Source organism: Kitasatospora sp. NPDC059648 (genome assembly GCF_042734825.1).
GTDB lineage: Bacteria > Actinomycetota > Actinomycetes > Streptomycetales > Streptomycetaceae > Kitasatospora.
This window is the reverse complement of sequence record NZ_JBHWDU010000095.1, coordinates 1-21,853: the sequence shown is the minus strand read 5'-3', so window position 1 is coordinate 21,853 and position 21,853 is coordinate 1. Positions and strand designations below refer to the sequence as shown.

24 protein-coding genes are annotated in these 21,853 nt (G+C 70.9%); 7 read left to right on the top strand and 17 right to left on the bottom strand.

Annotated features, from left to right (window positions below):
• The 3 genes from ACFV1W_RS34725 to ACFV1W_RS34715 all read right to left on the bottom strand — a co-directional run.
• Window positions 1-1,276, bottom strand: a 1,276-nt coding sequence (locus ACFV1W_RS34725) for a CHAP domain-containing protein (protein WP_380421256.1), incomplete at its 3' end; no start/stop codon positions are given.
• Window positions 1,277-1,614: 338 nt separating this feature from the next.
• Window positions 1,615-1,752 carry a hypothetical protein gene (locus ACFV1W_RS34720; protein ID WP_380421255.1) on the bottom strand — a complete coding sequence of 46 codons (138 nt, stop codon included), beginning with the start codon at window positions 1,750-1,752 and terminating at the stop codon, window positions 1,615-1,617.
• 126 nt (window positions 1,753-1,878) lie between these two features.
• Entirely contained in the window at window positions 1,879-2,256 is a 378-nt protein-coding gene (locus ACFV1W_RS34715) for a hypothetical protein (protein WP_380421254.1), read from the bottom strand.
• A gap of 161 nt (window positions 2,257-2,417) precedes the next feature.
• Here ACFV1W_RS34715 and ACFV1W_RS34710 point away from each other — a divergent pair, with 161 nt between their 5' ends.
• Window positions 2,418-3,431: a LuxR C-terminal-related transcriptional regulator gene (locus ACFV1W_RS34710; RefSeq protein ID WP_380421253.1), complete on the top strand. Its 1,014-nt coding sequence runs from the start codon at window positions 2,418-2,420 to the stop codon at window positions 3,429-3,431.
• A gap of 283 nt (window positions 3,432-3,714) precedes the next feature.
• On the opposite strand, the gene ACFV1W_RS34705 is transcribed toward ACFV1W_RS34710, so the two are convergent.
• From ACFV1W_RS34705 to ACFV1W_RS34660, 10 genes are all read right to left on the bottom strand, one after another.
• The gene (locus ACFV1W_RS34705; RefSeq protein WP_380421252.1) at window positions 3,715-5,223 is read right to left on the bottom strand and encodes a helix-turn-helix domain-containing protein; all 1,509 of its coding nucleotides are present in this window, start codon (window positions 5,221-5,223) and stop codon (window positions 3,715-3,717) included.
• A gap of 165 nt (window positions 5,224-5,388) precedes the next feature.
• Window positions 5,389-5,511 carry a hypothetical protein gene (locus tag ACFV1W_RS34700; RefSeq protein ID WP_270150517.1) on the bottom strand — a complete coding sequence of 41 codons (123 nt, stop codon included), beginning with the start codon at window positions 5,509-5,511 and terminating at the stop codon, window positions 5,389-5,391.
• Window positions 5,512-5,997: 486 nt separating this feature from the next.
• Window positions 5,998-8,352 carry a Helicase associated domain protein gene (locus ACFV1W_RS34695; protein ID WP_380421251.1) on the bottom strand — a complete coding sequence of 785 codons (2,355 nt, stop codon included), beginning with the start codon at window positions 8,350-8,352 and terminating at the stop codon, window positions 5,998-6,000.
• A gap of 62 nt (window positions 8,353-8,414) precedes the next feature.
• Entirely contained in the window at window positions 8,415-8,849 is a 435-nt protein-coding gene (locus tag ACFV1W_RS34690) for a hypothetical protein (RefSeq protein ID WP_380421250.1), read from the bottom strand.
• Window positions 8,846-9,553: a helix-turn-helix domain containing protein gene (locus ACFV1W_RS34685; protein ID WP_380421249.1), complete on the bottom strand. Its 708-nt coding sequence runs from the start codon at window positions 9,551-9,553 to the stop codon at window positions 8,846-8,848. The genes ACFV1W_RS34690 and ACFV1W_RS34685 overlap by 4 nt, the downstream gene beginning before the upstream one ends.
• Entirely contained in the window at window positions 9,550-9,843 is a 294-nt protein-coding gene (locus ACFV1W_RS34680; RefSeq protein WP_380421248.1) for a helix-turn-helix domain-containing protein, read from the bottom strand. The genes ACFV1W_RS34685 and ACFV1W_RS34680 overlap by 4 nt, the downstream gene beginning before the upstream one ends.
• Window positions 9,844-10,429: 586 nt before the next feature.
• Entirely contained in the window at window positions 10,430-10,972 is a 543-nt protein-coding gene (locus tag ACFV1W_RS34675) for a hypothetical protein (protein WP_380421247.1), read from the bottom strand.
• Entirely contained in the window at window positions 10,969-11,283 is a 315-nt protein-coding gene (locus ACFV1W_RS34670) for a hypothetical protein (RefSeq protein ID WP_380421246.1), read from the bottom strand. The genes ACFV1W_RS34675 and ACFV1W_RS34670 overlap by 4 nt, the downstream gene beginning before the upstream one ends.
• A gap of 343 nt (window positions 11,284-11,626) precedes the next feature.
• Window positions 11,627-11,887, bottom strand: coding sequence for a hypothetical protein (locus ACFV1W_RS34665; RefSeq protein WP_380421245.1), 261 nt, complete (start codon window positions 11,885-11,887; stop codon window positions 11,627-11,629).
• Entirely contained in the window at window positions 11,884-12,195 is a 312-nt protein-coding gene (locus tag ACFV1W_RS34660) for a DUF6247 family protein (protein WP_380421244.1), read from the bottom strand. Before ACFV1W_RS34660 ends, ACFV1W_RS34665 begins: the two co-directional genes overlap by 4 nt.
• A 531-nt stretch (window positions 12,196-12,726) precedes the next feature.
• On the opposite strand from ACFV1W_RS34660, the gene ACFV1W_RS34655 reads away from it, so the two are divergent.
• Window positions 12,727-13,326 carry a hypothetical protein gene (locus tag ACFV1W_RS34655; RefSeq protein WP_380421243.1) on the top strand — a complete coding sequence of 200 codons (600 nt, stop codon included), beginning with the start codon at window positions 12,727-12,729 and terminating at the stop codon, window positions 13,324-13,326.
• Between the two features lie 163 nt (window positions 13,327-13,489).
• Here the strand turns inward: ACFV1W_RS34655 and ACFV1W_RS34650 are convergent, their stop codons facing one another.
• The 4 genes from ACFV1W_RS34650 to ACFV1W_RS34635 form a co-directional block, all read right to left on the bottom strand.
• Complete coding sequence (locus ACFV1W_RS34650) at window positions 13,490-14,287, bottom strand: hypothetical protein (protein WP_380421242.1); 798 nt, start codon at window positions 14,285-14,287, stop codon at window positions 13,490-13,492.
• 300 nt (window positions 14,288-14,587) lie between these two features.
• The gene (locus ACFV1W_RS34645; protein WP_380421241.1) at window positions 14,588-15,022 is read right to left on the bottom strand and encodes a hypothetical protein; all 435 of its coding nucleotides are present in this window, start codon (window positions 15,020-15,022) and stop codon (window positions 14,588-14,590) included.
• A 389-nt stretch (window positions 15,023-15,411) separates the two neighbouring features.
• Entirely contained in the window at window positions 15,412-16,335 is a 924-nt protein-coding gene (locus ACFV1W_RS34640) for a hypothetical protein (protein WP_380421240.1), read from the bottom strand.
• A gap of 190 nt (window positions 16,336-16,525) precedes the next feature.
• Window positions 16,526-16,807, bottom strand: coding sequence for a hypothetical protein (locus ACFV1W_RS34635; protein ID WP_380421239.1), 282 nt, complete (start codon window positions 16,805-16,807; stop codon window positions 16,526-16,528).
• A 168-nt stretch (window positions 16,808-16,975) separates the two neighbouring features.
• Here ACFV1W_RS34635 and ACFV1W_RS34630 point away from each other — a divergent pair, with 168 nt between their 5' ends.
• The 5 genes from ACFV1W_RS34630 (at window position 16,976) to ACFV1W_RS34610 (ending at window position 21,767) form a co-directional block, all read left to right on the top strand.
• Window positions 16,976-18,487 (top strand): hypothetical protein, encoded by a 1,512-nt coding sequence (locus tag ACFV1W_RS34630; protein WP_380421238.1) that lies wholly within the window; start codon window positions 16,976-16,978, stop codon window positions 18,485-18,487.
• A 102-nt stretch (window positions 18,488-18,589) separates the two neighbouring features.
• The gene (locus ACFV1W_RS34625) at window positions 18,590-18,982 is read left to right on the top strand and encodes a ribosomal protein L7/L12 (RefSeq protein ID WP_380421237.1); all 393 of its coding nucleotides are present in this window, start codon (window positions 18,590-18,592) and stop codon (window positions 18,980-18,982) included.
• A 212-nt stretch (window positions 18,983-19,194) separates the two neighbouring features.
• Window positions 19,195-19,926, top strand: coding sequence for a hypothetical protein (locus tag ACFV1W_RS34620; protein WP_380421236.1), 732 nt, complete (start codon window positions 19,195-19,197; stop codon window positions 19,924-19,926).
• Window positions 19,927-20,943: 1,017 nt separating this feature from the next.
• Window positions 20,944-21,276, top strand: coding sequence for a hypothetical protein (locus ACFV1W_RS34615; protein ID WP_380421235.1), 333 nt, complete (start codon window positions 20,944-20,946; stop codon window positions 21,274-21,276).
• A gap of 74 nt (window positions 21,277-21,350) precedes the next feature.
• Window positions 21,351-21,767, top strand: a complete 417-nt coding sequence (locus tag ACFV1W_RS34610; protein ID WP_380421234.1) for a transposase — start codon at window positions 21,351-21,353, stop codon at window positions 21,765-21,767.
• The last annotated feature ends 86 nt before the right edge of the window (window positions 21,768-21,853 follow it).

The window sequence follows — 21,853 nt, the reverse complement described above, 5'->3', positions numbered from 1 at the left end:
GCATGTCGCCGTTGGGCAGCGCCGCGACGGAGATCGCGCCCACCGAGCCGCCGCCGTCGGCGACCTTGGCGCCCTGCCAGGTGCCGTTGGCGAAGTGGACGTTGTCGTAGACCGAGCCGCTGTTGAGCGTCTCGACGTGCATGTCGCCGTTGGGCATGCCGACCGCGGCGACGGAGGAGACGTAGCCGCCGTTGTCGAAGACCTGGGCGCCCTGCCAGGAGCCGTCGGCGTGGCGGACGTTGTCGTAGACGGAGCCGCTGGTGAGGGTCACCAGGTGCATGTCGCCGTTGGGCAGCGCCGCGACGGAGATCGCGCCCACCGAGCCGCCGCCGTCGGCGACCTTGGCGCCCTGCCAGGTGCCGTTGGCGAAGCGGATGTTGTCGTAGACCACGCCGCCGGACAGGGTCTCCAGGTGCATGTCGCCGTTGGGCATGCCGACCGCGGCGATCTGGTCGATGTGGCCGCCGCCGTCGGCGACTGCGGCGCCCTGCCAGGTGCCGTTGGCGAAGCGGACGTTGTCGTACACCGAGCCGCCGACGAGGGTGAGGACGTGGGTGTCGCCGTTGGGGAGCGAGGCGTTGGCGACCTGGGAGACGTCGGCGCCGCCGTCGGCGAGTGCGGCACCCTGCCAGGTGGCGTTCGCAAAGCGGATGTTGTCGTACACGTGGTTGGGCGAGGCCGGAGTCGGGGCCGGGGTGCCGCCACTGCCGGCGTCGTTGCCGCCGATCGGCGAGACGTAGCCGCTGATGCGCTGGCCGCCCCAGCTGTAGCCGACCGCCGAGCTGTGGGTGGACTGCTGGACGATGGAGGTCGCGGACCAGTTGCCCGAGACGCCGTGCTCGTTGCCGCCGATGGTGGTGACGGTGCCGTTGCCGACGGCCGTCACCACGGCGACGTGGTCGGCGTAGCCGGCGCCGTTGTAGTTGAACAGGATCGCGTCACCGACGTGCGGGGTGCTGTGCAGCCCCCCGTTGTAACGGCCGAAGCTGCCGGCCGCGGGGGTGAGGCCGTTCACGTCGACACCGTTCTGGGCCCAGACCCACTTGGCGAAGTCCGCACACCAGGCCTCCGGGCCGCCCGTGCAGCTGCTGTAGTAGCCCTTTCCCCCCGCGCTGTTCGTCGAGCAGGCCATGTCGCCGAGGTTCGCCTGCGCAGTGGCGGCAATGGAGCTTCCCACGCTGGCGGAGGCCGGTGAGGCGCCCAGAGCGAGGCTGACGGGCAGGAACGCGGCAGCGGCGCTCAGCGCGGCGGCACGGCGAATGGTGGTCTTGGGCATGACATGACTCCAGAAGTCTGTGAGCGGGAAGATCAGGTGATGGGGTGCCGGTGGCGCACCGGCGAGAAGGTCTCGGCGGGCACTCTGCGTGCCCGCGGTTCGTCCGCGAGAGGTGGCCGCTGAACCCGTCGGCCTGCGTCCTCGTGCAGCAGCCGCCCCACGTGGCGTGGCGCAGCGCGACTCGGGGCCCCGGTCATAAACGGGTGCGGGCCGGAAGCGGGAGGAGCGCGGCGTGGGTCGCGACGGGGACGGGCCGGTCAGGAGGGCCGGTCAGGAGGGCCGGGCGGCTGCCCTGCAGGAGCAGCCGGTCGGCGGGACGCCGCGGCCCGGACGCGAGGTCAGCCCCAGATCATGTTGTCGGCCTGGGCGGTGATGACCGGCTGGGAGGGCGCCGCCTGGGAGGCGACGGCGGGGACCAGGACGGCGAGGGCGAGGGCGGCGACCGCGGTGGCCTTGGCGGTGACGGTGCGGAGCATGGTGGTGTCCTCTTCGGGTGCGACGGTGGTGGTGTGGGCTTCCGGTGTGGGCGTCCCGCGGTGACGCTCTCTCCGGTTGTCGTCCGGGCGGTGCCCCCTTCCGACGACCACTAGCTTCGTCGCTGGTCAGAGCGGGTGGAAGGGTTCCCAGCTGGACGGAAGCGTCCCTGGACCGTTCCGGCCAGGACCGGCCGGGGCGGCCAGCAGGCGCTCGTAGAACGGCGTGACGAGCGGTGCGGCGACCTTCGTCGCCGTCCACCCGGCGAACTCGGGCACGGTCGCCAGCGCGCGACGGCAGAACCCGGCGGTCCGGCTCTCGGCGGCGGCGAGGGAGTCGGCGAGCAGGTAGACACCGAGCACCGGATCCGGCAAGGCCTCCGGGTGGACGACGACGTGCTCGACCCGGTCCTCCGGGCGCACGGCGGCCCACAGGAGCTCGCGGGCATCAGCGGGGAGTGGACGCCCGGGCGGGACCGGCTGCAAGGCGGCGTGAACGAGGTACATGGACCGAGCGTGCCGAACTGGGCAAATGGCGTGAAGGGGATGGCCCGGGACGGTTGAGGCCTTGGCCGGAACCGTCCACGGGGTCGATCACCGCGATCCTCGCGGATATGGAATGATCGCGTGCGTTCGAACGCGGGTTCTTCACGGGGGTGGGGCAGGGAATGCTCACGGCACTGGGCCTGGACAAGGTCTCGGAAGCGGTCTATCGGGCGATGCTCGCCCATCCGCAGGAAGGGGTCAGCGCCCTCGGCGCCCGCCTGGCCCTGCCGGAGGAGCAGATCAGGCATGCTCTGGACACCCTCAGCGAACTGGCCCTGCTGCGCCCCTCCGCGGACCGCGAGGGCGAACTGCGGGCCGTCTCCCCCGAGATCGGGATGGAGATCCTGATGGCCCGCCAGCAGGCCGAGCTCGCCGCGCAGCAGCTGCGGATCGAAGCCTCCCGCGCCGCGGCCGCGCAGCTGATCTCCGAGTACGCCGATCTCCGGCCGGCCGGGAACCACCCCGACGTCGAGCAGCTCACCGGCCTCGACCAGATCCGCGACCGGCTCACCGTGCTCACCCGGGAGGTGCGCGAGGAGGTCATGACCTTCGCGCCCGACGGCGGGCAGAAGGTCGAGAACATCGAGGCCGCCAAGCCGCTTGACCTTGACCTGCTGGGGCGCGGCATCCGGATGCGGACCGTCTACCTGGACAGCGTCCGCAACAGTCCGCACACAGTCGAGTACGTCAACTGGCTCGCCTCCCACGGCGGCCAGGTCCGCACCGCGCCCGCGCTCCCGACCCGAATGATCGTGGTCGACCGGACCACCGCCGTCATCCCGGTCCACAGCGACGACACCGCGGCAGGAGCCGTCGTGCTCACCGGCCAGGGGATGCTGACCGCGCTGTGCGCCCTGTTCGAGACCGTCTGGGCGCACGCCCACCCACTCGGCACCGCCGCCCGGCCCGACGAACAAGGGCTCACCACCCAGGAACGCACCGCCCTAACCCTGTTGGCCGACGGCCACACCGACGACGCCATCGCCAAGCGCCTCGGCGTCTCGCCCCGCACCGCCCGCCGCATCGCCACCGACCTCATGGAACGCCTCGACGCCCGCAGCCGCTTCCAGGCCGGCGTCCGCGCCACCCAAGCCGGCTGGCTCACCTCCCCAGCCACAAAGGCCCCAATTCACTGACCACCTCGTGGACGGCGTCCTAGTCGATGGCGGGCAGCTGATCGACCAGGTGTTGCTCGAGTCGACCGAGGGCGTGCGACGGGTTCTTGCCTGGGACACGCTGGTGGCCGAACCGGGCCAGGCCAGGCCAGGCCAGGGAGATCCTCACCAGCGAGGACACGAGCAACAACGGCCCGGGCAACGAAGGTCCGGGCGCAGCCCCGACCGGGAACCCGGGGCAGTCCGGTAACGGAGTGCCCAACGCGCGGACTGCCTTCAGCGGGCAGAAGTGGCAGCTGCCGGGTTACCAGCTACGGATGAGCGCGGCGATCCAGCGCAGCAGGGCGAGGACGGCGATGCCGAGGATGATCCAAGGGGCCAGGGAAGTGAAGCGGGTGATCAGCTGTCCGGCGTTGCGGCTGAGTTCGCCCCAGAGGACGCCCGTCGGGACGGCCGCGGCACCGGCCGCTTTGATGGTGTTGAAGACGCGGCTCGGGGTGGGGCCCCTGGTGAGTGATCTCGTGACGAACAGGGTGAGCCATAGGCGCAGTCGCTCACCCGCGCTTGCCGGCTTCGGTCGGATGAAGAAGTAGTCCCCGAACTCATCCCAGTGGTTGTCCTCCCATGTGAGGGGAGCGAGGGCCGCTTCGGTCAGGGGGATGAGGAGCGGAGCGATGAAGAAGCCTAAGAGAAATATGACAAGCGCTGCCTTGCCGACGTGGGCTGGCAGGGACTGGGTTGAGTCCAAAGAGGATGCCATCGCCCGGTATGTGCCGAGCTGTGCGGCTATGGCCGTGGTGGCGAGCACCCCCATGACCGTTTCCGCGGCCCGTCCCATCCGCTGCGGGGTATCGGAGACCAATGGGCGCCGGGGCTTGCGGAAAGGGCCGGGGCCGCCTCGTTCGCGCCCGCGCGGGGGCACGGGGCGGGTGGTCTGCCGGCCTGCGCCGGCGTGGCGCTGCTGCGAAGAGTGGACTCGGGCCTGCGCGGTCGCCAGCATTTCCGGGTCGGGAACGGCGCCGGCCGGTGTCGGTTCGGCCTGGAGCCGCTCGACCTGGCGGCGAAGCGTGCGCAGTTCCCGCCGTACGGTGGCGAGCTGGGCTTCGGCGGCGGTGGCGCGTCTGTCGGCGTGCTCGAGGTCGGTGTGCAGCCCGCGCGCGAGCATGGCGGCGGCATCGAGCTGGCCGCGCTGCTCGGCCAGCTGCTTCTCCAGGGCGTTTCGGGTGGCCTCGGAGCGCTCGATGCTGGCGGTGAGGGCCTGGGTTTCGGCGGCCGCGGCGTGCCGCTCGTTGGCACGTTCGCTCCGCTCGCGCTCCAGGAGCTGGTACAGCCGCTCGGCCTCGGCCTGGTGGGCGGTGATCCTGGTCTGCAGGTCGGCGGCTGCCACGCGGCGTTCCTCAGCGTGTCCCACCCGTTCGTCCCGCAGGAGGGACTCCAGTTCCCTGACCTTGGACCGCGCCTGCTCCAGAAACTCCTGCAAGACGAGAACCTGCTCGGAGGCGGAGCCCGCCGCCTGGGCCGCGCGGCGCAAGCCGTGCAGCTCCCCTCGGCGTGTTTTGTCGATCGGAGTGCCATGGTCGCTCAGGAAGTCCAGGAAGCCGTCCAGGAACTGCTCCGGGGCGGTCCTGTGGCCGGACAGGTAGCGCGAGACCGTCGCCGGTGCGTACCCCACTGCTCTGGCTAACTGCTCCTGCGTGACACCACCGGCTTCGACACACTCGCCAAAAGCAGTCCTCAGCGCGGACGCGTAGTCGCGACCTGCCCTGGTGGTCGCCTTGTTCCTGTCCCCGCCGCTGTTCGCTTGGCCTTCCACCCGTTCCCCGCTTGGCAGTTGACATCCGTTCCAGGAATTGTGCCACCCCGTCGCGATGCAGAAATTGCCAGTGCCCGGGAACAGGGGCTTTCCACTTCCGCAAGACCGGACCACGGTCGACCGTGAAGCCATGGATCAACGATCACACCGACCGAAGACCGTGGCTCACCGCCGGACGGCCGCAGCGTCCATGCTGCCGGGCCTGGGCACCATCGTGTCCGCGACCGCCGGCGCGCCGTGGTGGCTGGTCGGGCTCAGCTCGGTCCTGGCGTTCCTCGCCATCGCCATGCAGCTGATTCTCCCGCAGGACTCCGCCGACCGGCTCGCCTGGTGGAAAGCCCGCTGGACCCGCCCGACCTCGCCCCGAACACGGACCACCCACACACCTCACCCGCGGTCCGAACCGCCGGGCGCCTCAGCACCGCAAACAGGCACTGGATCGAACAGTCAATGGGACCACCCCGCGGGCCGGCCGGCCGGCGCGGACGGCTTCGCCGGACGCGCACAAGAACCACCGGCCCGCCGCAGGCGCGAACCCCGAACCGGACCGACCGACCACCTCCCCCACCCAAGGCATAAGGGCAGGGAAAGGGTTGTCGGTATTTCCGGCCCACCTGGAAGGGGTTCTAACCTGCGGTGATGCCGCGCCCGACCGGATGGCTGTGTGCCTACAAGACCACCCACAAGGCCCCTCACAAGGCCCCTCACAAGGCGCCTGACAAGGCCACCCACAAGATGCATGCCGTGGCCGGGAGGGGAGGCGCCGAGGCGGGGTCAGCCGGTGACGGTCTCGGCATGCCGGGCGAGCGCGTCCAGGAGCGCGGTCTGCTGCTCGGTCAGCTTCCCGTCGGCGCGGGCCGTGGCCTGCTTGCGCAGCCACGTGCCGGGCCGGAACGCCGGGTCGTCGCCGAGGCCGGTGCGGTTCGCCGGGCCGTCGAGGGTGCCGCCGGCGGCGAGGTAGGCGAGCAGGCGCCGGTAGGAGCGGTTCCAGTCCGGTTCCAGGCGCCACAGCTCGTCCAGCGCGTCCAGCTTCGCCGCCTGGTCGACGGTGAGGCTGGCGGCCTTGCGCTGACGGCGCATCCAGGCGCCCACCGCGTAGCCGTCCAGCTTCTCCGTCGCCGGGACGGCGAGGTGGCCGTGGTGGGCGGCCCAGGCGTGGGCGTAGGCGTAGCCGCGCTCCCAGGCGTTCGCGTGCTTGGACCAGATCATGCCCAGCGCGTCCAGCTCCGAGACCCGCGCGGCATCGAGCAGGCCCTGGCCGTTCAGGTAGCGCTGCCGGTCGAGCCAGGAGATCAGCTCCGCGTGGCGGGTCTTGTCGGTGGGGTCGAGGTGGCCGTGCTCCAGGTGGAACCTGGCGGCCAGGCCGTGCATGCGCTGCCACTCGGTCGCCCGCGGGTTGAACGCCCGCAGCTTCACCGTCTGGAGGATCCGCGCCGCGTGACGGCGGGCGTCGATCCGCAGCCAGTCCACCGGCGACTCCACCGCCGGCTGCTGCTCGCCCTCGCCCGCCTCGCCCTCGGCCGAGGCCTCCGTGGTGGTGTGCGCGGCGCCCTGGGAGCGGGTGCCGCGCAGTTCGGTGATCCGGCCGACCACGCGGGCGTCGTGCGCGGCCAGGGCGCGCAGGACCCGCCAGATGGTGCGGAAGCTGGAGGCCTCGATCTCGGCGTCGGCCTCGGCCTTTACCGCCGCGCCCGCGTCGTGGACCTCTGCCGGGTCGGCGGCCGCCGTGCCGTCGTCGCCGACCATCGGCGTCGGGAGGTAGACGGGGATGATGACCCAGGAGACCTTGCCCTGCCGGTAGGACTGGCGCAGCGCCCGCCCGACGGCCTGCACAATGTCGATCACGGACGATTTGGGGTCGGCGAAACAGACCGCGTCCACGGCCGCCACGTCGATGCCCTCGGTGAGCAGCCGGGAGTTGCAGAGGATGCCGCACTCCTCGCCGTCCTCGCCGGTGTGGGCCTTGAACTCCGCGAACGCCGCCCGGCGATCCCGCAGGCGGTCGGTGCCGGCCACGGCCTTCGCCCAGATCCGCTCCGGCCGGTCCGCGTCCTTCAACAGGGCGGCCGCCGCCGGCAGGTCGGCGGCGAACTCCCGCGCCCCGGCCACCCGCGAGTGGAAGGTGATCACCCTTCGCAGGTCCAGGTCGGCGACTGCGCGCAGCACCGCGACCTGCAGGGCCAGGCGCAGCAGGTCCTCGTTCGAGCGCTGGGTGCGCAGGTCGGCGACGGCGGGCAGGTTGAGCAGGTCGCGCAGGTCCTCGTCGGTGACGACGGGGACCAGGACCCGGTAGTCGGCGAGGTAGCCGTGCTCGATCCCCTGGCCGAGCGTCCAGGTGTAGACGGTCGGGCCGTAGATGCTCTCGTCGTCCATCGAGCACAACGCGGGCAGCTGCTCGACGCCGTCCGCGGGGGCCGCAGCGTCGGCGCCGAGGTCGGCCAGGCCGTCCTTCGCCCGCCGGTCGTCGGCGATCCTCGGGGTGGCGGTGAAGTACAGCCGCCGGACGGCGGGGACCTGGTCGTCGTCGTGGACGGCGGCCCAGGCCTTGCCGTCGGAGCCGGCGGTGCGGTGCGCCTCGTCGCCGACGACCAGGTCCCAGGCGGGCAGGCCGAACTGCTGGTGGGCCTGGACGATCCGCTCCAAAGACGCGTAGGTCGCGTACACCGTCACCGGCTCACCGGACTTCGCCGAGGCGACCAGGTCGGCGATCCGCGCGGCCTGCGTCGACACCTGCGCACGGATCCGCCCGCCGGCCTCCGCACTCTCCAACGCCTCCTCCCGCGAACACGCCGCCACCGCCAGGCCCCGGCGCCCACCCTTCAGCGACCACGCCTCGGCGGTCTGCTCCAGGAGTTCGATCGTCGGCACCAGCACCAGGACGACACCACGCGCGGCCAGGCGCCGGGCGCAGCCCGCCGCGATCAGGGTCTTACCGGAGCCGGTCGCCGCAACGACCATCGCGCGACCGCCCGCCTTCACGGTCTTCACTGCGGCCGCCACGGCGTCCTTCTGGAACCCGTGCAGCGGCAACGGGTTCACCCCGGCGGTGCCAGCGGACGGCTGCGCGGGGATGGGCAGCGACCCGGCCAGCACAGCAGCATCGGTAGCGGTGGTGGTCGTGGTGTCCACGGCGGTACTTCTCCTTCGGACGCTGGGACGGCGGAGGCAGACGGCTGTGCGCAGGCCGGGGGTCAGTCCGGGTAGGCGTAGCGGTTGAGGGCGTCGATCAGGCTCTCGACCAGGTCGCCGAACGGCGTGATCTCCCAGTCGGCGTCGAAGCAGTCTTCGCTGAGGAGGATGTCGGCGAGTTCGTCGGTCAGCTCCTCGGCGTCCGCCTGGCCGGGCGGGGTGGCCGGGTCGAGGACCACGCCGCGCGCCTCGCCAGCGCGGCGCAGCAGGGCGAGCTTCTCGTCGGAGCCGGTGAACCAAGCGGGCCGGTCGGGGTCGGGTGTCTGGGGGTCGTGGGTGGCTGTGGTGAGGAGCCGTCGCGCGGTTTTGGGTGAGAGCCGCAAGTTCCAGGCGATCTGGATGATGGTGTGACCGCTGTCTTTCAGTTCGATGGCCTCGCGGCGCAGCTCTTCCCGCTCGGCAGGGCTGTGGCGGCGGGACATTCGTTCGGTGCTCACTGGTTCTCCTCAGGGATCCAGCCGCGGACTTCGAGGTACTGGATGTCGGCGTCTTCGACGGCGCGGCCGGTCTCCACCAGCCAGGCCCGCATCGCTTCGGTGACGTCGCCGTGGTGGTCGGCGACGCGCTGGGACCACTCGGCGGCGTCGAACCCGCCGGTGGAGGAGCTGCCGTAGGTTCGCTCCTCCGTGCCGTCCGCGCGCGGGACGAACCCGCGGCGCAGGCCCGGGGAGTCCTCCATCGAGCCAGCCGACATCGTGTACTGATCGGCGCGCATCCGAACCGTGAACGCCAGGCGGCCACCGGCCTGGCCCGTCGCGTGCACCACCGGGGCGAGGTGGCTCGCGCCGGAGCGGATCGCCTGCCTGCCCGCGCGGCCGGCCATCGACTCGCCGGGCGCGCCGACGACGTCCTTGCCACGCACCCGCGCCTTCTGGCCGGTCCTGGTCCGGCGGCGTTCCACGTGCTCAGCCGCGATCCCGGACAACGCCTCGGGGTCGCGCTCACCGCCGCGCACCGCCCGCACCACCTGGCGCAGCGCGTTCACGAACGCCGCGCCCTTGCCCTTGGTGAAGAACTGCGACACCAGCGAGGCGTCACGGCCCAGCATCCGCGCGACCTGACGCTTGGTGAAACCCTGGTCCAGGAGCTGCTGGGTGAGGCGGGCGGCCTCGTTCGGCCGGCTCGGATCAGCGGGACTCACCCGTCACCCCCGCCTGCGGCTGCGGCTGCGCGGGCGGCGGTACCGGGAGGCCAGACCAGACACTGGGCAGCGTGCGTGGGCCCGGCGAGCAGATCCAGCGGCCCCATCCCCCAGTGCCGAGCCAGAGCGTCCACCTCATCCAGCGACCACGGCTGCGCCCCCGACTGGCGGCGGGACACCTTGTCCTGCGTCAGCCCCACGGCGGCGGCCAGCTCGCGCTGGCTCTCCCCGGTGCGCTGCCTGATCGCGGCCACCGTCAGCCGCAGCGTCTCCAACGTACTCAACACCATACAACGCAAGATACTAGTTTTTCATGGAAAAAACCCGTGAAACATGGATTGCACACCTCGATTGAACGACGGGAGTGCGTACGACGGAAAGCGCAGACGGCCGGGCCCGGGAACGAGGGGGGTGAGTTCCACGCGGGCCCGGCCGAAGGGAGGCCAGCAACGCCGACAGGAGGCGCGGCTGCTCTGCTCGGCAGCCCGGTGGGCACTGTGGTGGGGCCGCCGTGCCGGGAATGCCAGACCCGCCGATCAGCCCATGGCCAGGGCTCTGACCTGCAGGCTTTCGGCCGCGAGCATGCCATCCGGCAGCGCTCTAGCAGCGGGCGAGCAGGGCTGTCGGCGGTTCGGGAAGCGGCGAGTGGATGAGGGCACCGGTCCGCTGCCCGCTCGGGGGTTCGGACACGGACCGGCCTGTACCAGTCTGTGCGTGCCACCGCCGCGCTACCCCCAGGGTTGCTCCCGGCGGATCCAGGGGGGGCTGTCTCCCGACCAGCAGCGAGCCGGACCCGCAGAGCGGGCGTCGGGGATGCGTTCTGCCGGGCCCGGCCGGTCAAGGGGCCCTGTCCTCCCGGTCTGTCCGGGAGCGGGTTCATTCCTCTTGCGCGTCGCCGATGGCCACCCGAAGGTCGTGCATGCTCTGCTGGATCTCAATGACGGACGCCTCCGCCCGGCCCAGCGCCTGCCGGACGCCGTCGATGTCACCGGACTGGAAGTTCAGATCGGCGTCCAGAGTGTCCGCCGCGGCGACCACGGCCATGGACGACGCCATACGGCCCGGCGACGTCTCTCCTCCTCCTTCTTCTTCGTCCTCGTCCAGTCCCATGAGCTGGACAGCGGTGCGCTGCAGGCGGTTGGCCAGCACGCTGGCGAACAGGCCAGGAGTCGACCCCACCTGGTCGCTCCACCCCAGCAGCACTTCGGCGACATCCGTGTCCTGGTCGCTTCCCAGCCGGGTGGTAGCGGTGATCTCCAGCTCCACCACGGCCAGCAGGACACCCAGCAGCCTGCGCAAGTCATCCTGCTGAGGGCCGTCCGGCCACAGATCCGGGTCGAGAATCGGTTCCCTCCTCAACGCCACCAGCGCCGCGTACACCTGATCAGAGCTCACCGGGTCCCCGCTCACAATGCTCACGCACCCAGCCTCGCCGCCCAACCGCGCCAGTGCACGCACCCGCGCCCGTCCCCCTGCTGCGCCGAGACCCCGGCGGGGGCCAGGCGCAGCAGAGTGAGGGGTGGGTTCGCGGACAGCAGCAGTTCGCCGTTGACAACATCCGTGGCAGGGCGGCCGCGTTGTTCGAGGGCCTGGGCGTCGGGGATGCCCGTCCCGGTGAGGTGCACCAGGTCATCGCCGATACTGTCGTCGTAGTTCGGGTTGCCCAGACCGCGGTCGGCGGACGACGTCCAGGCGATGGCCCGGCTCAGCGTCAGCTCAGGGCTCGGCACCTGGCCGAGGAACACGGACGCAGCGACCAAAGCGACCGGAGCCACGAATCGGTCAGCGGCTGCGCCGGGCTCACGCCCCAGGCGGCTCGGTAAGTCCCACGGACCTCTTCACGGCCTCGGTCACGCGCGGGCACGCCTGCGCGCGCTCGTCCTGCTGGCTGGGTTCCTTGTCGCTGTGCGTGGGGCACGCGGCAAGGCCCGCGCGGATATGTTCACCACCTTCGCCCAGAACCTGGCGTTGGCTTCCGGCAGGAGTCGCGGAGGCGTGTCGGGATGCCGCACTGCAGCTCGGGCCGTCGGAAACGGACCTGGCCGGAGCACCCGGGACCCGCGTGGGTGAGTGTCAGCCGAGCCAGACGATGTCGATGACGTGCAGGCGTCCTCGGGTTCGGTTGACCAGGTAGACGAGGCTCAGCTGGCCGATGGAGGCGCAGCGGATGTCTTCGCCCTCGGGGTCGGTGGTGTCCCACTGGGGCCATCCCCAGGGGGTGCGGGAGGCGATGTCGAGCAGGTCGGTGGTCATCTGCTGGGCATGTGCGGGGAGTTCGATGAAGGTCTTGCCTGCGTGGGGGGACAGCCGGACGGGCCACGTGTGGTTGCTCACCGGTTGTCCCCGGCGAGTTGTGACAGGTCGATGCCGTCGTCGTCGTCCATGCCGGTGGCGATGAATTCGTCGACTGCGGGTGCGCTGTCCAGGCGGGCCTGCCAGGTTCGGACGACGTCGTGCAGTGGGGAGAGGTCGTAGGTCTGCCTGGAGTCTTCCAGCGCTTTGGCCCAGTCGCGTTCGAAGGCCGGCAGCCACCGTTTGGCCCGCTCGGGCCGCTCGGCGCGGATGCGGGTGAGCAGTTGGGCGGCGGCACGCGGGGACGGCGGGGGTGGCGCGGCGGGAAGGTGGTCGGGTTGGGCGCTCATCAAGTCCTCTCTTCCACTTCGTCGTCGGTCACGGTACGGCAATTGGGTGTGCCTGGAGACTGGCACAGGCTGATTTTCGCGCCACCGGCCGGGTGGGGATACCCGGGCGGGCGCCGACGGCCTGGCGGGGCTGTGAGCGGGCGTGAGCGTCGGCGGCCACGGGCGCTTCGACGCCGCGCGGTCAGTTCCAGGTGCACCACCGCCGCATTCCCCTTTCACCAGAGCGAGGGGCTCGCGGACCTGGAGCTGTGGCCGAACGGCGCTCAGCAGGATGACCTGCGCAGGCAGACGCCAGGGGCCGGCTCGACGACTTCGCTGGGCCACGCCTGCACCTGTTAACGCCGTTCCAGCTGGCAGCGGTAGAGGTCGGCGATACCGCTGGTGGCCTCGGCCGGCCCTGGGCGCACCGTGTCGCTGAGTTCAGGCCCGTTGCCGACCGCGCCCGGATGAAGCCGGCCGCCCCAAAATCAACTGGGCGGCCGGTCCCTACCGTGTAAGAATGCCGGTTCGGGGCAGGGGAGGCGCGGCGGTATGGGACTGGACTACAGCTACGAGATCTTCATGCCCCCTCGGAACGTTGTGAGGGCACTGATCCGGCTGGCCGAGCTCGCCCCGCAAGGCCGCGACACGCCGCCGCTTCCGGTGACCCTGCCGGGCGGAGAGCAGTTGATCGTGCCGTTCACCTCGAACTTCAAGAGCGAACCGGTCGACTGTTCAGCAGGCGGCACGCTCGAGCTGGACACCTCGCTTGTGATCGGCGTCGACGACGCGATGCGCGAGTTCTTCCTCCGCGGTTCCGACAGGGTCGACGGGCTGGGACGAGTGTCGGTCGGGTACATCTATCTGACTGTCAGGTTCTCGCCCGCATGGCACCCGAACTTCGCGTCGCTGCAGTTCACTGCGGCTACCTCGGGCATGAGCCGGATGTTCGTGGAGTCTGCGAGCGTCAGGAAGGTGTTCACCGACCTCACTGCCGCCACCGGTGGCGTGTGCTGCCTACTCGACACCGAGACCGAGATCTTCGACATCTGCTGGCTCAACGGCGAGACGGTCAGTGGTGAGACTGTTCCGGGCGCCCGATTCTGGCGTTTCCACGATCTCGTTGCCGCCTGGCACGAGCCAGTGGAGTAGGTGTACGTCGTCCATGGCGCCCAGGACACCACATGTCCTGGGCGTCCGGGCGAAATCACTCAAACCAGGCTCAATGGCCCAAATCCGGCGCTACCCTGCCCGGTCAACACTCAACCGGCCAAGTGAAGCGCTCAGTCACAGCGTTCGGTGTCGAGGGCGGAGCTCACACCCCCGCGACCACGGGGGCGAAGCCATCCGATGCGTCGGCCGGTCGGCCGTGCTCCCAGATGCTGTCGAATTCCGTCTGGAAGTGTTGGAACCACTCGCCGTCACGGTGCGGGAGAACGGTGAAGACGGCATCCCCGCTGGCCGAACTGTGCGAGTAGACATCGACGTGGATGCGGCCCCCAGGGCGTAGCGGGTCGAGCAGGATGAGACCGAAGGCCGGGACGAAGTCGAGAAAGCGCACTTCCACCCTGCCCTGTGTGCCGGGCGTCTCGGCGAGTTCGCGGAGCAGGTCGACGGACGAGCGCAGCCGGTTGCGGTACATCTCGGCCCTGTCGGGGATGGTGCTGCGCCGTGCTGCCTCGTCGGCGGTCGAACCGGCCGGGTCGATGAGTGCCACTTTGACCATGGCGCCGCCCACTGCCCTGCGCTGGAGTTCGTCGACCAGGTCGCGCAGCGTGCGTGACAGCGTCACACCGACGATCCGGATGTCCTGTGCGGCACGCACCTGCTCCGGAAGGTCTGCTTTGCCCTTGCCGAGGAAGTCCGCTACGGAGAGCTCGCCCTTGCCGCGGGCGCGCACCTCGGCGGTCAGCTTCGCCACCTGTCTGCGGCTGCCGAGCATGCCGCCGGCCAGCAGAGCGAGCGTTGCGAGCGTGGCGGCGGCCAGCACGTCGCCTCCGACCGTACCGAGAACCCCGAGGACGGCCAGCACCAGGGACAGCAGTGCCGTCGTGTAGATCTCCAGGTTCTCCCCTGCCAGCAGATCCGTGCGCAGTTGCCGAAGTAGACGCATGACGGGCATCGTTGACGCTGCTTGACGGTGTGTCAACGGCTAGGAGCACCACGACTGCCGATCCACCGGCCGTGCCCAAGCGCTTGTCCGTCGGCCGCGCACCGCGCCCAGGGACCCCGCACGACCTGCGCGCGGCAGACCCGCGCTTATCCCGTGGTCAGTCCCTTTGAGGTCTCGACCGTCGAACACTCGTAGTACCGGCGCCGACACGGCCCGGCCAGGCCACCGCAGGACCGATTCGCCAATCAGCAAACCGACGCGGTTGCTGCGGCGCGCGTAGGCCCTGTCCCAGTTCGGCGATCAGCGCATCCGCGGTGGCGAGTTCCCAGCGGCGGCCCGGCCGTCTCCTGTCGTCCGCCCCGTCGACGCGCCCACTGCCCCTGCGGGGAGCGGGGGCGATTGGTCGGTCAGTCGGGCGCGCGCCCGGGCGGCAAGGTGGTAGGCGTGGCGCAGGTGGTGGCTGATCGCCGGTCGGAGGCTGCCGCGCAGCCGGTCGGCCGCGTCCAGGGCGTCCGCGGCCCGGTGGAGGAGAGCGCTCGCGTCCTGCATGCGGGGGTCCGCCGCGCGGGAGCGCTCGCTCGCGCAGGAGCGCGCCATACAGGCGAGCTCGCCCGTGCCGGGGTCGTCCAGGACGGGCGCGCCCCACCAGGCCAGCTCCCGGGCCAGCGCCGCACGTGCCTGTCGTCCGGACAGTCCGGACAACGCCGCCACCCCTAACCGGTGATCATCATCCACAGCCCGATCCTCCCCAACGATCCCATCACCAACCCCCTCCCCAGGGCGAATCCCGACTCTATGCCAGATATCCCGCTGTCTGCGTCCCGTTCCCCCGGTATCTGCGGACGGTGGTCAAAGCGCCGGCGGCCGACGCACCGGCGCGTTGCCCGGTCCGCCGAAGAGGCGAACGCGGCCAGCAGGCCCCGCCTCATCCCGTTGACCGGCACCCGTTCCCTCCTCGATTCCCGCTCCGGGCGGATGCGGGCAGGTGCGGAATGCTGAGCAAAGCGGCACCGCACATTGCGGCGATCGTCTCCGTGCAGAATTCCCTGGCACTGCTGAACCGGGGGCTCTGCGCCATGACGTTTCCCAGGGCCTGGTGCTGCCCGAGGCGTTCAACAGCCGGGTCAGCGGCTGCGCCGGGTGCGCTCCTCCAGACGGCAGAGATGGAGGGTTCCCGACGGGTCGGCGGGAAAGGAGTGGTCGAGTGTCCAGCCGTGTTCGGCGGCGATCCGCAGGACGGCCCAGGCACCCGCCCCCCGGTAGTGCCGGGGCTTGACAGCGACCCGGCGCAGGATCCGGCCCACCGAGTCGTACCGGTAGTTGTCCCGCGTACGCTCGCGCGCCAGCTCGGTCCGGAAGAGCTTCGCCAGGTGCCTGCGCAGGTGGCGCTCGTAGAGTCTCGGGCTGCGGAGGAGCTCCAGGATCCGGACCCGTGGCCAGAACACGAGGGTGAACAGCGGCAGCAGCACCCGGCAACGAAGCGGGCCCCACGGGGCGCCGGGCGCCGGCTGCGGCCCGGCGGGATCCGGTACGCCGGCCTGCGCCGGGGGCGGGACGAGCCGGTAGAAGCACAGCTCGCCCTTCGCCGAGCTGCTCCTCCCCCAGTCCACCGACCAGCCGTGCCGCCGGGCCAACTGCTCGACCCGGATGGGCGCCAGGCCGCGGTAGTTCGGGCGCCACAGGTACGACACGGCCAGGCGCACGCCGCCGGGCGGCAGCCTCGACGGCTCCCAGCCGCTGTTCTTCTCCGCGGAGGCGAAACGCTTCCGCAGGAGCCCTTCGGTGTACTGCTCCCAGTCCTCGGGCCTGCCGTGCCACTCGACACGCAGGCGCCGCCAGGAGATCGAGGCCGTCGCTATCCCGCCCACGGCCCCGACGAAGTCGCCGGCATCGCCGCCACCGGGGCCGCCGCCCGCCACCATCATGAACAGGAACGCGAACACCAGCGCGATCCCCAGCGGGATGTAGAGGAACTGCAGGACGAACTGGGCCGCCAGACCGGCCCGGGCCCGGCGCGGTGCCGCCCGGTGGGCCGGGCTCGCCCCCAATCGGTCTGCAACCCCCGTCCCGGCCGCGTCGGGTCTGTCCGGTCCGCCCGCAGGCATGGTCGTACGCATTGGATCCGTCCCCCTCGGTCCCATGGCCCCCGGATCAGCCATGCCCACCCCGCGCGGCGCCAACCTCCCTGTTGCGCAATCGAGTTCGGCCACCTGGCGTGGGCCGCTCCCGCCTCGAAGGCTACCCGGGCGCGGGCAAAGGCCTGGCGGCACGGCTGGTGGTGCAGTGGGCGGAGCGCGGCCGGACCGAGGAGAGCCTGGGGCAGAGGCCGGCGGGGGTGGTGACGGTGGACGAGGAGACGGGGGCTCCCGTCGGTGTGGCCCGGTCGATCGTGCGGGGGCTGCTGCACGACCTGGCCGTGCTTCCCACCGGTGCCTGGCTGGTGCGGCCGGTCGTCCACGCGCCGCGCCAGACGTGGGCGGACAGCATCTCCAGGACGGTGGTCGTCCGCCGGGCCCTCATCGAAGCGATCCCCAGGACAGGCCAAGGCCGCGGCGCAGCGAGAGGGGGCCGGCAGCGATGTCCCGGTGGTGGCGCTCACGGCGTAGTGCGTGCTGGAGGGCGGTGTCGTGGTCGGCAACGCCGAAATTCACGAGCCGTCCGATCGTGCGTCGGGCAGGATGCTCGCCTGTGAATCACGTCCTGTACGGGCTGTCCGCCAACCTGGCTCTGCCCTGCGAACTGGTCGACCGGCTGATCGCGGTGGCGGACGCTGACCTCGCCGAGGCCTTGGCCTGCCGCCCGGACCTCAGTCGTGCACAGGTGAAGGCGCTGGCCTCCCGCTTCGAGGAGGCCGCGGTACGGCTCGCGTACGAGGGCCGGCTCAGCGCCGCCGACGTCGACCCCGCCGTACAGCCGCGCGCGGCGCTCGCCCTGCTCGAAGAAGGCGCTGGCAGGCCGCTGTGGGGGCGCCTGCTCGCCACCGGTCCCCTGGTGGAACACCGGGAGAAGCTGGCCGCCTGCCCCGATCTGCCGCCGGACGTGGCGCTGACGCTCGCCGCGGACCCGCAGGTGCGGGTCGTCGAGGAACTCGCGCTGTGGACGAGGTCGGACCTCGCCGCCCGGCTCGCACGGCACCCGCACACCGAGGTCCGCCGCGCGGCGGCGGCCAACGAGGCGACGCCACCGGCCCTACTGGCGGCGCTGCTGACCGGCGAAGGGCTGCCCGCGGCTCGGTCCTGCCTGGTTTGCGACCGTAAGACGACCCCTTTCGTCCACGACCCGCTCTGTCCGGAGCCCGACTGCGAGCTGCCGCCGGGAGCTGCCTGCGAGGGCTCCCACGAGTCCGCCGTACACGACATCCAGCAGGCGGCCCTGCGTAACCCGGCCACCCCCGCAGCCGTCGCCGCGCTCTTCGCCGACCACCCCTCGGTGCTGCTGCGCCAGGAACTGGCCGCCCGCCCCGACCTGCCGCCCCAGGTGCACGCGCGACTCGCCGAGGATCCCGTCCCCTGGGTCCGTGCCCGGCTCGCGGACAATCCCGCGATCGACGAGGCCCTGATCCGCACCCTGGCCACCGACCGCGGCCACGACGTCCAGCGCCGGCTCGCGCACCACCCGCGCCTGCCACTCGACGTCCTCGCCCACCTTGCCGGCGTCACCCGGCTCGGCTCGCCCCTGCTGCCGCGCATCGCCGCGGCCTGTCTGGCCGAGGTCGAAGAGCTGGCCGCCTCACCGGATGCGACCGTGCGGATGCTCCTGGCCCAGCGCCGCGACCTGCCGGCCGAAATCCGCGACGCGCTGGCCCGCGACCCCGACGCCAAAGTGGTCAAATCCATCGCACCGCACCCAGGGCTCTCCGAAACCCGGCTGCGGGCGATGGTCGAACAGCACGGAGCGCGAGTCGCCGCGAAGGTGGCAGCCAATCCCGACGCGACACCTGCCCTGCTAGAGGACTTGGCCCGATACCGGCCGCCGGTGCACAAAGCGTTCCGCGAAATCGCCCGCCACCGCCACGCGACGGCCCCGGCCCTGCTCGTGTGCCTGACCGACCAGCAGGCCAGGCCCATCGCCGCCGGTCATCCGGCCCTACCGCCTGCGGTCATCGTCGAACTCCTCACCGACGACAACTGGCAGACGGTGGAAGCAGCCGCCGCCACCCCGTCACTGCCACCGGCATCAATGCTGGAACTGGTGCCATGACCGACCAGGCCGCCGCCCCGGCGAAGCGAAAACCCGTGGCCTGACAGCCTGCCAGGACGATCGACCGGCACCGGGCACAACTCCGACCGACGAGGGGCATCCGTGGAGGACCCGGATTTCACAGTCCTGCTGGCCGGCAACTCCCCTCACGACCCGACGGCCCTCAAAGCGGTCCGCACGGTCACCGGGCTGAGCCTGTGGCGCAGCCGACAGCTGTTGGACAGCGCGCCCACCACCGTCCAGTCGGACATCCCGTTCGACATCGCCGCCCGCGCGGCACGGTGCCTGCGTCAGGCCGGCGTGCCGGCCGCGATCCAGTGCGGCTGGTGCCACCGCACCCTGCCCAGCGACGACACCCCTGTCGACCCCGGCCCCTGCGCGTCCCCGTACTGGCCCACCGCCCACTGCCAGGCCAACTCCATGACCAGCTGTGATTGCGCCTTCTGCGCCGCTTACGGCCCCCTGCCCGGGCACACCACCCACCACAGCCCCTGAACCCATGCCGACGGCCGCCGACCCAGGTACAGCGGGGCAGCCGCCGCGCGCACCAAGCCGTAGCAGACCAACGCGCGCAGCGGGGAGGGGTCGTGCTGGGGTCGTGGTGGGGCCTGGCGGCCTCCGAAATTCGGTGGTGCTGAATCAGCACCAGCTCCTCGAATGCGGTGGTCGGCGAAGGTTCGTCAGCACGGTGTCGTAAGGTCCACGGCATGATCACGCGTCCCACAGGGCAGGCGGCTGGGCCGTACGATGCTGCCTTCCTACCGCGCCGGCAGATGGTCCTTCGGGTGCCCGAGGGACCGATCACCGATCCGGTGGCGAAGCTCGGCGGCGATCCGGTCTGGCTGTCCGAACCCACCTGGCCTGTGGACCCGCGCACCAACGCGCCCTTGGTGTTCATCGGCCAGTTCCCCATTCCCGGCGACGAGTTCCGCATGGCCTACCTCTTCCTCGACGAGGAGGACCAGATCATGGGCGGGATGAACCCGGAGGCCGGAGACGGCGTGCTGCTGATTCAGCCCGGCGGCCGCATCCCCTCCTTCGCCGTCATCGGGCCGCCGGGAACGTACGGGCGGACGCTCTGGCGCTGGGGGCCTGACGAGTCGGAGATCCCTGTCGAGTGGCACGTCGACCTGCAACCGGTATCGCCAGAGGTCGACCGTTCGATCGATGAGCAGGCCGTATGGGAGCGGAGCATGCGTGGCGAGGGTCCTGACGTCGAGCTTCCTGGCGGCGAAGATCTGCACGACTACTTCGGTGGTGCCGCCTGCTACCCCAACTGCTACGCGCGGGTCGAGTCCCCCTGGCAGTTCCTCTTCAAGATCAGCGACGCTGGCGAAGCTGAGGACGACCCGTACTTCCTCAACTTCGGCTACGGGCACGGATTTGCCTTCGTCAGCCCTGATCACCGCGAAGGACGCTTCTTCTGGGAATGCTCATAGTCGCTGAGCTATCTCGGCGGCGTACTCGTTCCTGTTGGCCCTTGCCGACCAGGACGGCGGCCAGGACCCGGCAAGGGGCGGCTTGGACGGCGCCCCGGCGGCCGGTGCCCAGCGACCCAAGCGACCCGACCCCGGGCGCCTGTCCCAGCCTGTCCCAGCACCCGACGAGCAATGCCCCCACCAGGAGAAACAGCCTGGGACCGTCCCAGCACAACGGACTTAACAGACCAGCTGAGACGGAGCTAGGACACGGCTGGGACACCGCCCGACACCCCCCGCTCCAGGCCCGTTCCAGATTTCTGGAACAGGCCCGGCCACACGGCACAGCAGCACGCAGCGGGGCCCAGCAGCGGAGCGGCGGGGACAGCGAGGCCCCAACAGCAGCCCACGGACAGCCGGCTGATTGCCGCGCAATCACCCCCGCTCAAAGCCACGCGCGGGGCATCAAGCGACGGGGCGGCGTCGACTCCACGCCACGCGCGAGCCATCAAGCCGGCGCAGCACCGCCCCTCGATGCCCCGCGCGAGGAACCCGCCCACAGACCCCGCACCGCACCGCAGACACCCGCGCACAGCCGCCGCACGCACCGCAACGGCACAGGAGCAGCACCAGTGCAGCGGCAGGGTGCAGCACCGGTGCAGCACCAGCCGTACCGAGTGCAGCACCGGGCACCCCCCCCCCCGGAAAATCCAACGCATAACACCACCGAAAACCCGACGCGGCCACATAGAAAAGGGCCCGTATAAACGATGTTGAAACGGCGTCGAAAAACATCGGGAAACCCACATTCCCACCCGGACACAAACACACACAGCAACCAAAACCAGCCCCCGAACGCACCCCCGCCAACCCACCCCCACCCCCGGAAACCGGCCCAACCGACCCAGGGAGAAACACCCAAAACAGCCAAAAACACCCCAGCCAGCGACAACAGGTCACATCCACCAGCGGGGCCGCTACGGCACGGCGTCGGCATCGTTGGACCGGCAAAGGACCGATGCCCCGTGGAGCGATGACATGAGCCGCTACCTGCCAGACCCGTCCGTCCCCGTCGCGGAGCTGGGCGCGCCCGTCCACGCGGCCCTGCGTGCCGCCCGTGAGGCCGGCGCCCCGCTCCTGGCCCTCACCTACCCGTCCCGCACGCCCGGCGGGAGCTGGCACGTCACTGTGCTGGAGACCGCAACCGATGACGTCCGCTTCGACTTCCACACCGGCAGCGCGCAATGGGACCCCGCGGCCGTCGAGCGTGAGTTCCGCCGCCGCGGCTACGACTCGCTGGCGGGCATGCTCCACCAGGAGTGGACCCAGCTGATCGACGGGGGCCGCAGCACCCACCTGTTCTCACCTTGACTCTGCCGGGGATCTTGGAGTTTCCCGGTGTGCCCGCCTGATCAGCGGGCATGCTCGGGGCTGATCGAAGACCGATGCAGTTGTCGAGGTGTCAGTTGTCGCTCCGCCCCCGTTCCGGTGAGCAAGTCCCGTCTCTGACCGCGCAGATCGCGCGGGCGAGCAACCCGAGCGGTACGACCGCGATGTGGGTCAGAGACCGGCTGGACGGGCTGTGGTGCGACGAGGACTTCGCGGGCTGGTACCCGCGCGATGGACGCCCTGGCATCTCGCCCGCCCAGTTGGCCACCGTCTGCGTGCTGCAGTTCCTGCTCGGCTTGTCGGACCGGCAAGCGGCGGAAGCGGTCCGCTGCCGTATCGATTTCAAGTACGCCTTGGCCATGGAGCTGGACGATCCCGGCTTCCACCACAGCGTGCTGGCGGACTTCCGCGAGCGCCTGGCCCTGGATGACCGCGCCGACCGTCTTCTCGATCTGGCACTTGCGTGGGCTTGATTCGCTTTGACGGACACCCCTGATCAGGGGCTTCGGCCCCGGTAAGGATGATGTCCATCATGGAGAGCATGGGGAAGAAGAAGCCA

What these genes read in the sequence shown, in the direction of transcription:
- ACFV1W_RS34710 (WP_380421253.1), top strand. Translation starts at nt 2,418, where the DNA reads ATGCTCACGGCACTGGGCCTGGACAAGGTCTCGGAAGCGGTCTATCGG.
- ACFV1W_RS34620 (WP_380421236.1), top strand. Translation starts at nt 19,195, where the DNA reads ATGATCACGCGTCCCACAGGGCAGGCGGCTGGGCCGTACGATGCTGCC.
- ACFV1W_RS34615 (WP_380421235.1), top strand. Translation starts at nt 20,944, where the DNA reads ATGAGCCGCTACCTGCCAGACCCGTCCGTCCCCGTCGCGGAGCTGGGC.
- ACFV1W_RS34700 (WP_270150517.1), bottom strand. Translation starts at nt 5,511, where the DNA reads ATGGCGATGGCGAGGAACGCCAGGACCGAGCTGAGCCCGACCAGCCAC.
- ACFV1W_RS34650 (WP_380421242.1), bottom strand. Translation starts at nt 14,287, where the DNA reads ATGCGTCTACTTCGGCAACTGCGCACGGATCTGCTGGCAGGGGAGAAC.
- ACFV1W_RS34635 (WP_380421239.1), bottom strand. Translation starts at nt 16,807, where the DNA reads ATGAGGGCCCGGCGGACGACCACCGTCCTGGAGATGCTGTCCGCCCAC.
- ACFV1W_RS34610 (WP_380421234.1), top strand. Translation starts at nt 21,351, where the DNA reads ATGCAGTTGTCGAGGTGTCAGTTGTCGCTCCGCCCCCGTTCCGGTGAG.
- ACFV1W_RS34660 (WP_380421244.1), bottom strand. Translation starts at nt 12,195, where the DNA reads ATGAGCGCCCAACCCGACCACCTTCCCGCCGCGCCACCCCCGCCGTCC.
- ACFV1W_RS34720 (WP_380421255.1), bottom strand. Translation starts at nt 1,752, where the DNA reads ATGCTCCGCACCGTCACCGCCAAGGCCACCGCGGTCGCCGCCCTCGCC.
- ACFV1W_RS34655 (WP_380421243.1), top strand. Translation starts at nt 12,727, where the DNA reads ATGGGACTGGACTACAGCTACGAGATCTTCATGCCCCCTCGGAACGTT.
- ACFV1W_RS34680 (WP_380421248.1), bottom strand. Translation starts at nt 9,843, where the DNA reads ATGGTGTTGAGTACGTTGGAGACGCTGCGGCTGACGGTGGCCGCGATC.
- ACFV1W_RS34715 (WP_380421254.1), bottom strand. Translation starts at nt 2,256, where the DNA reads ATGTACCTCGTTCACGCCGCCTTGCAGCCGGTCCCGCCCGGGCGTCCA.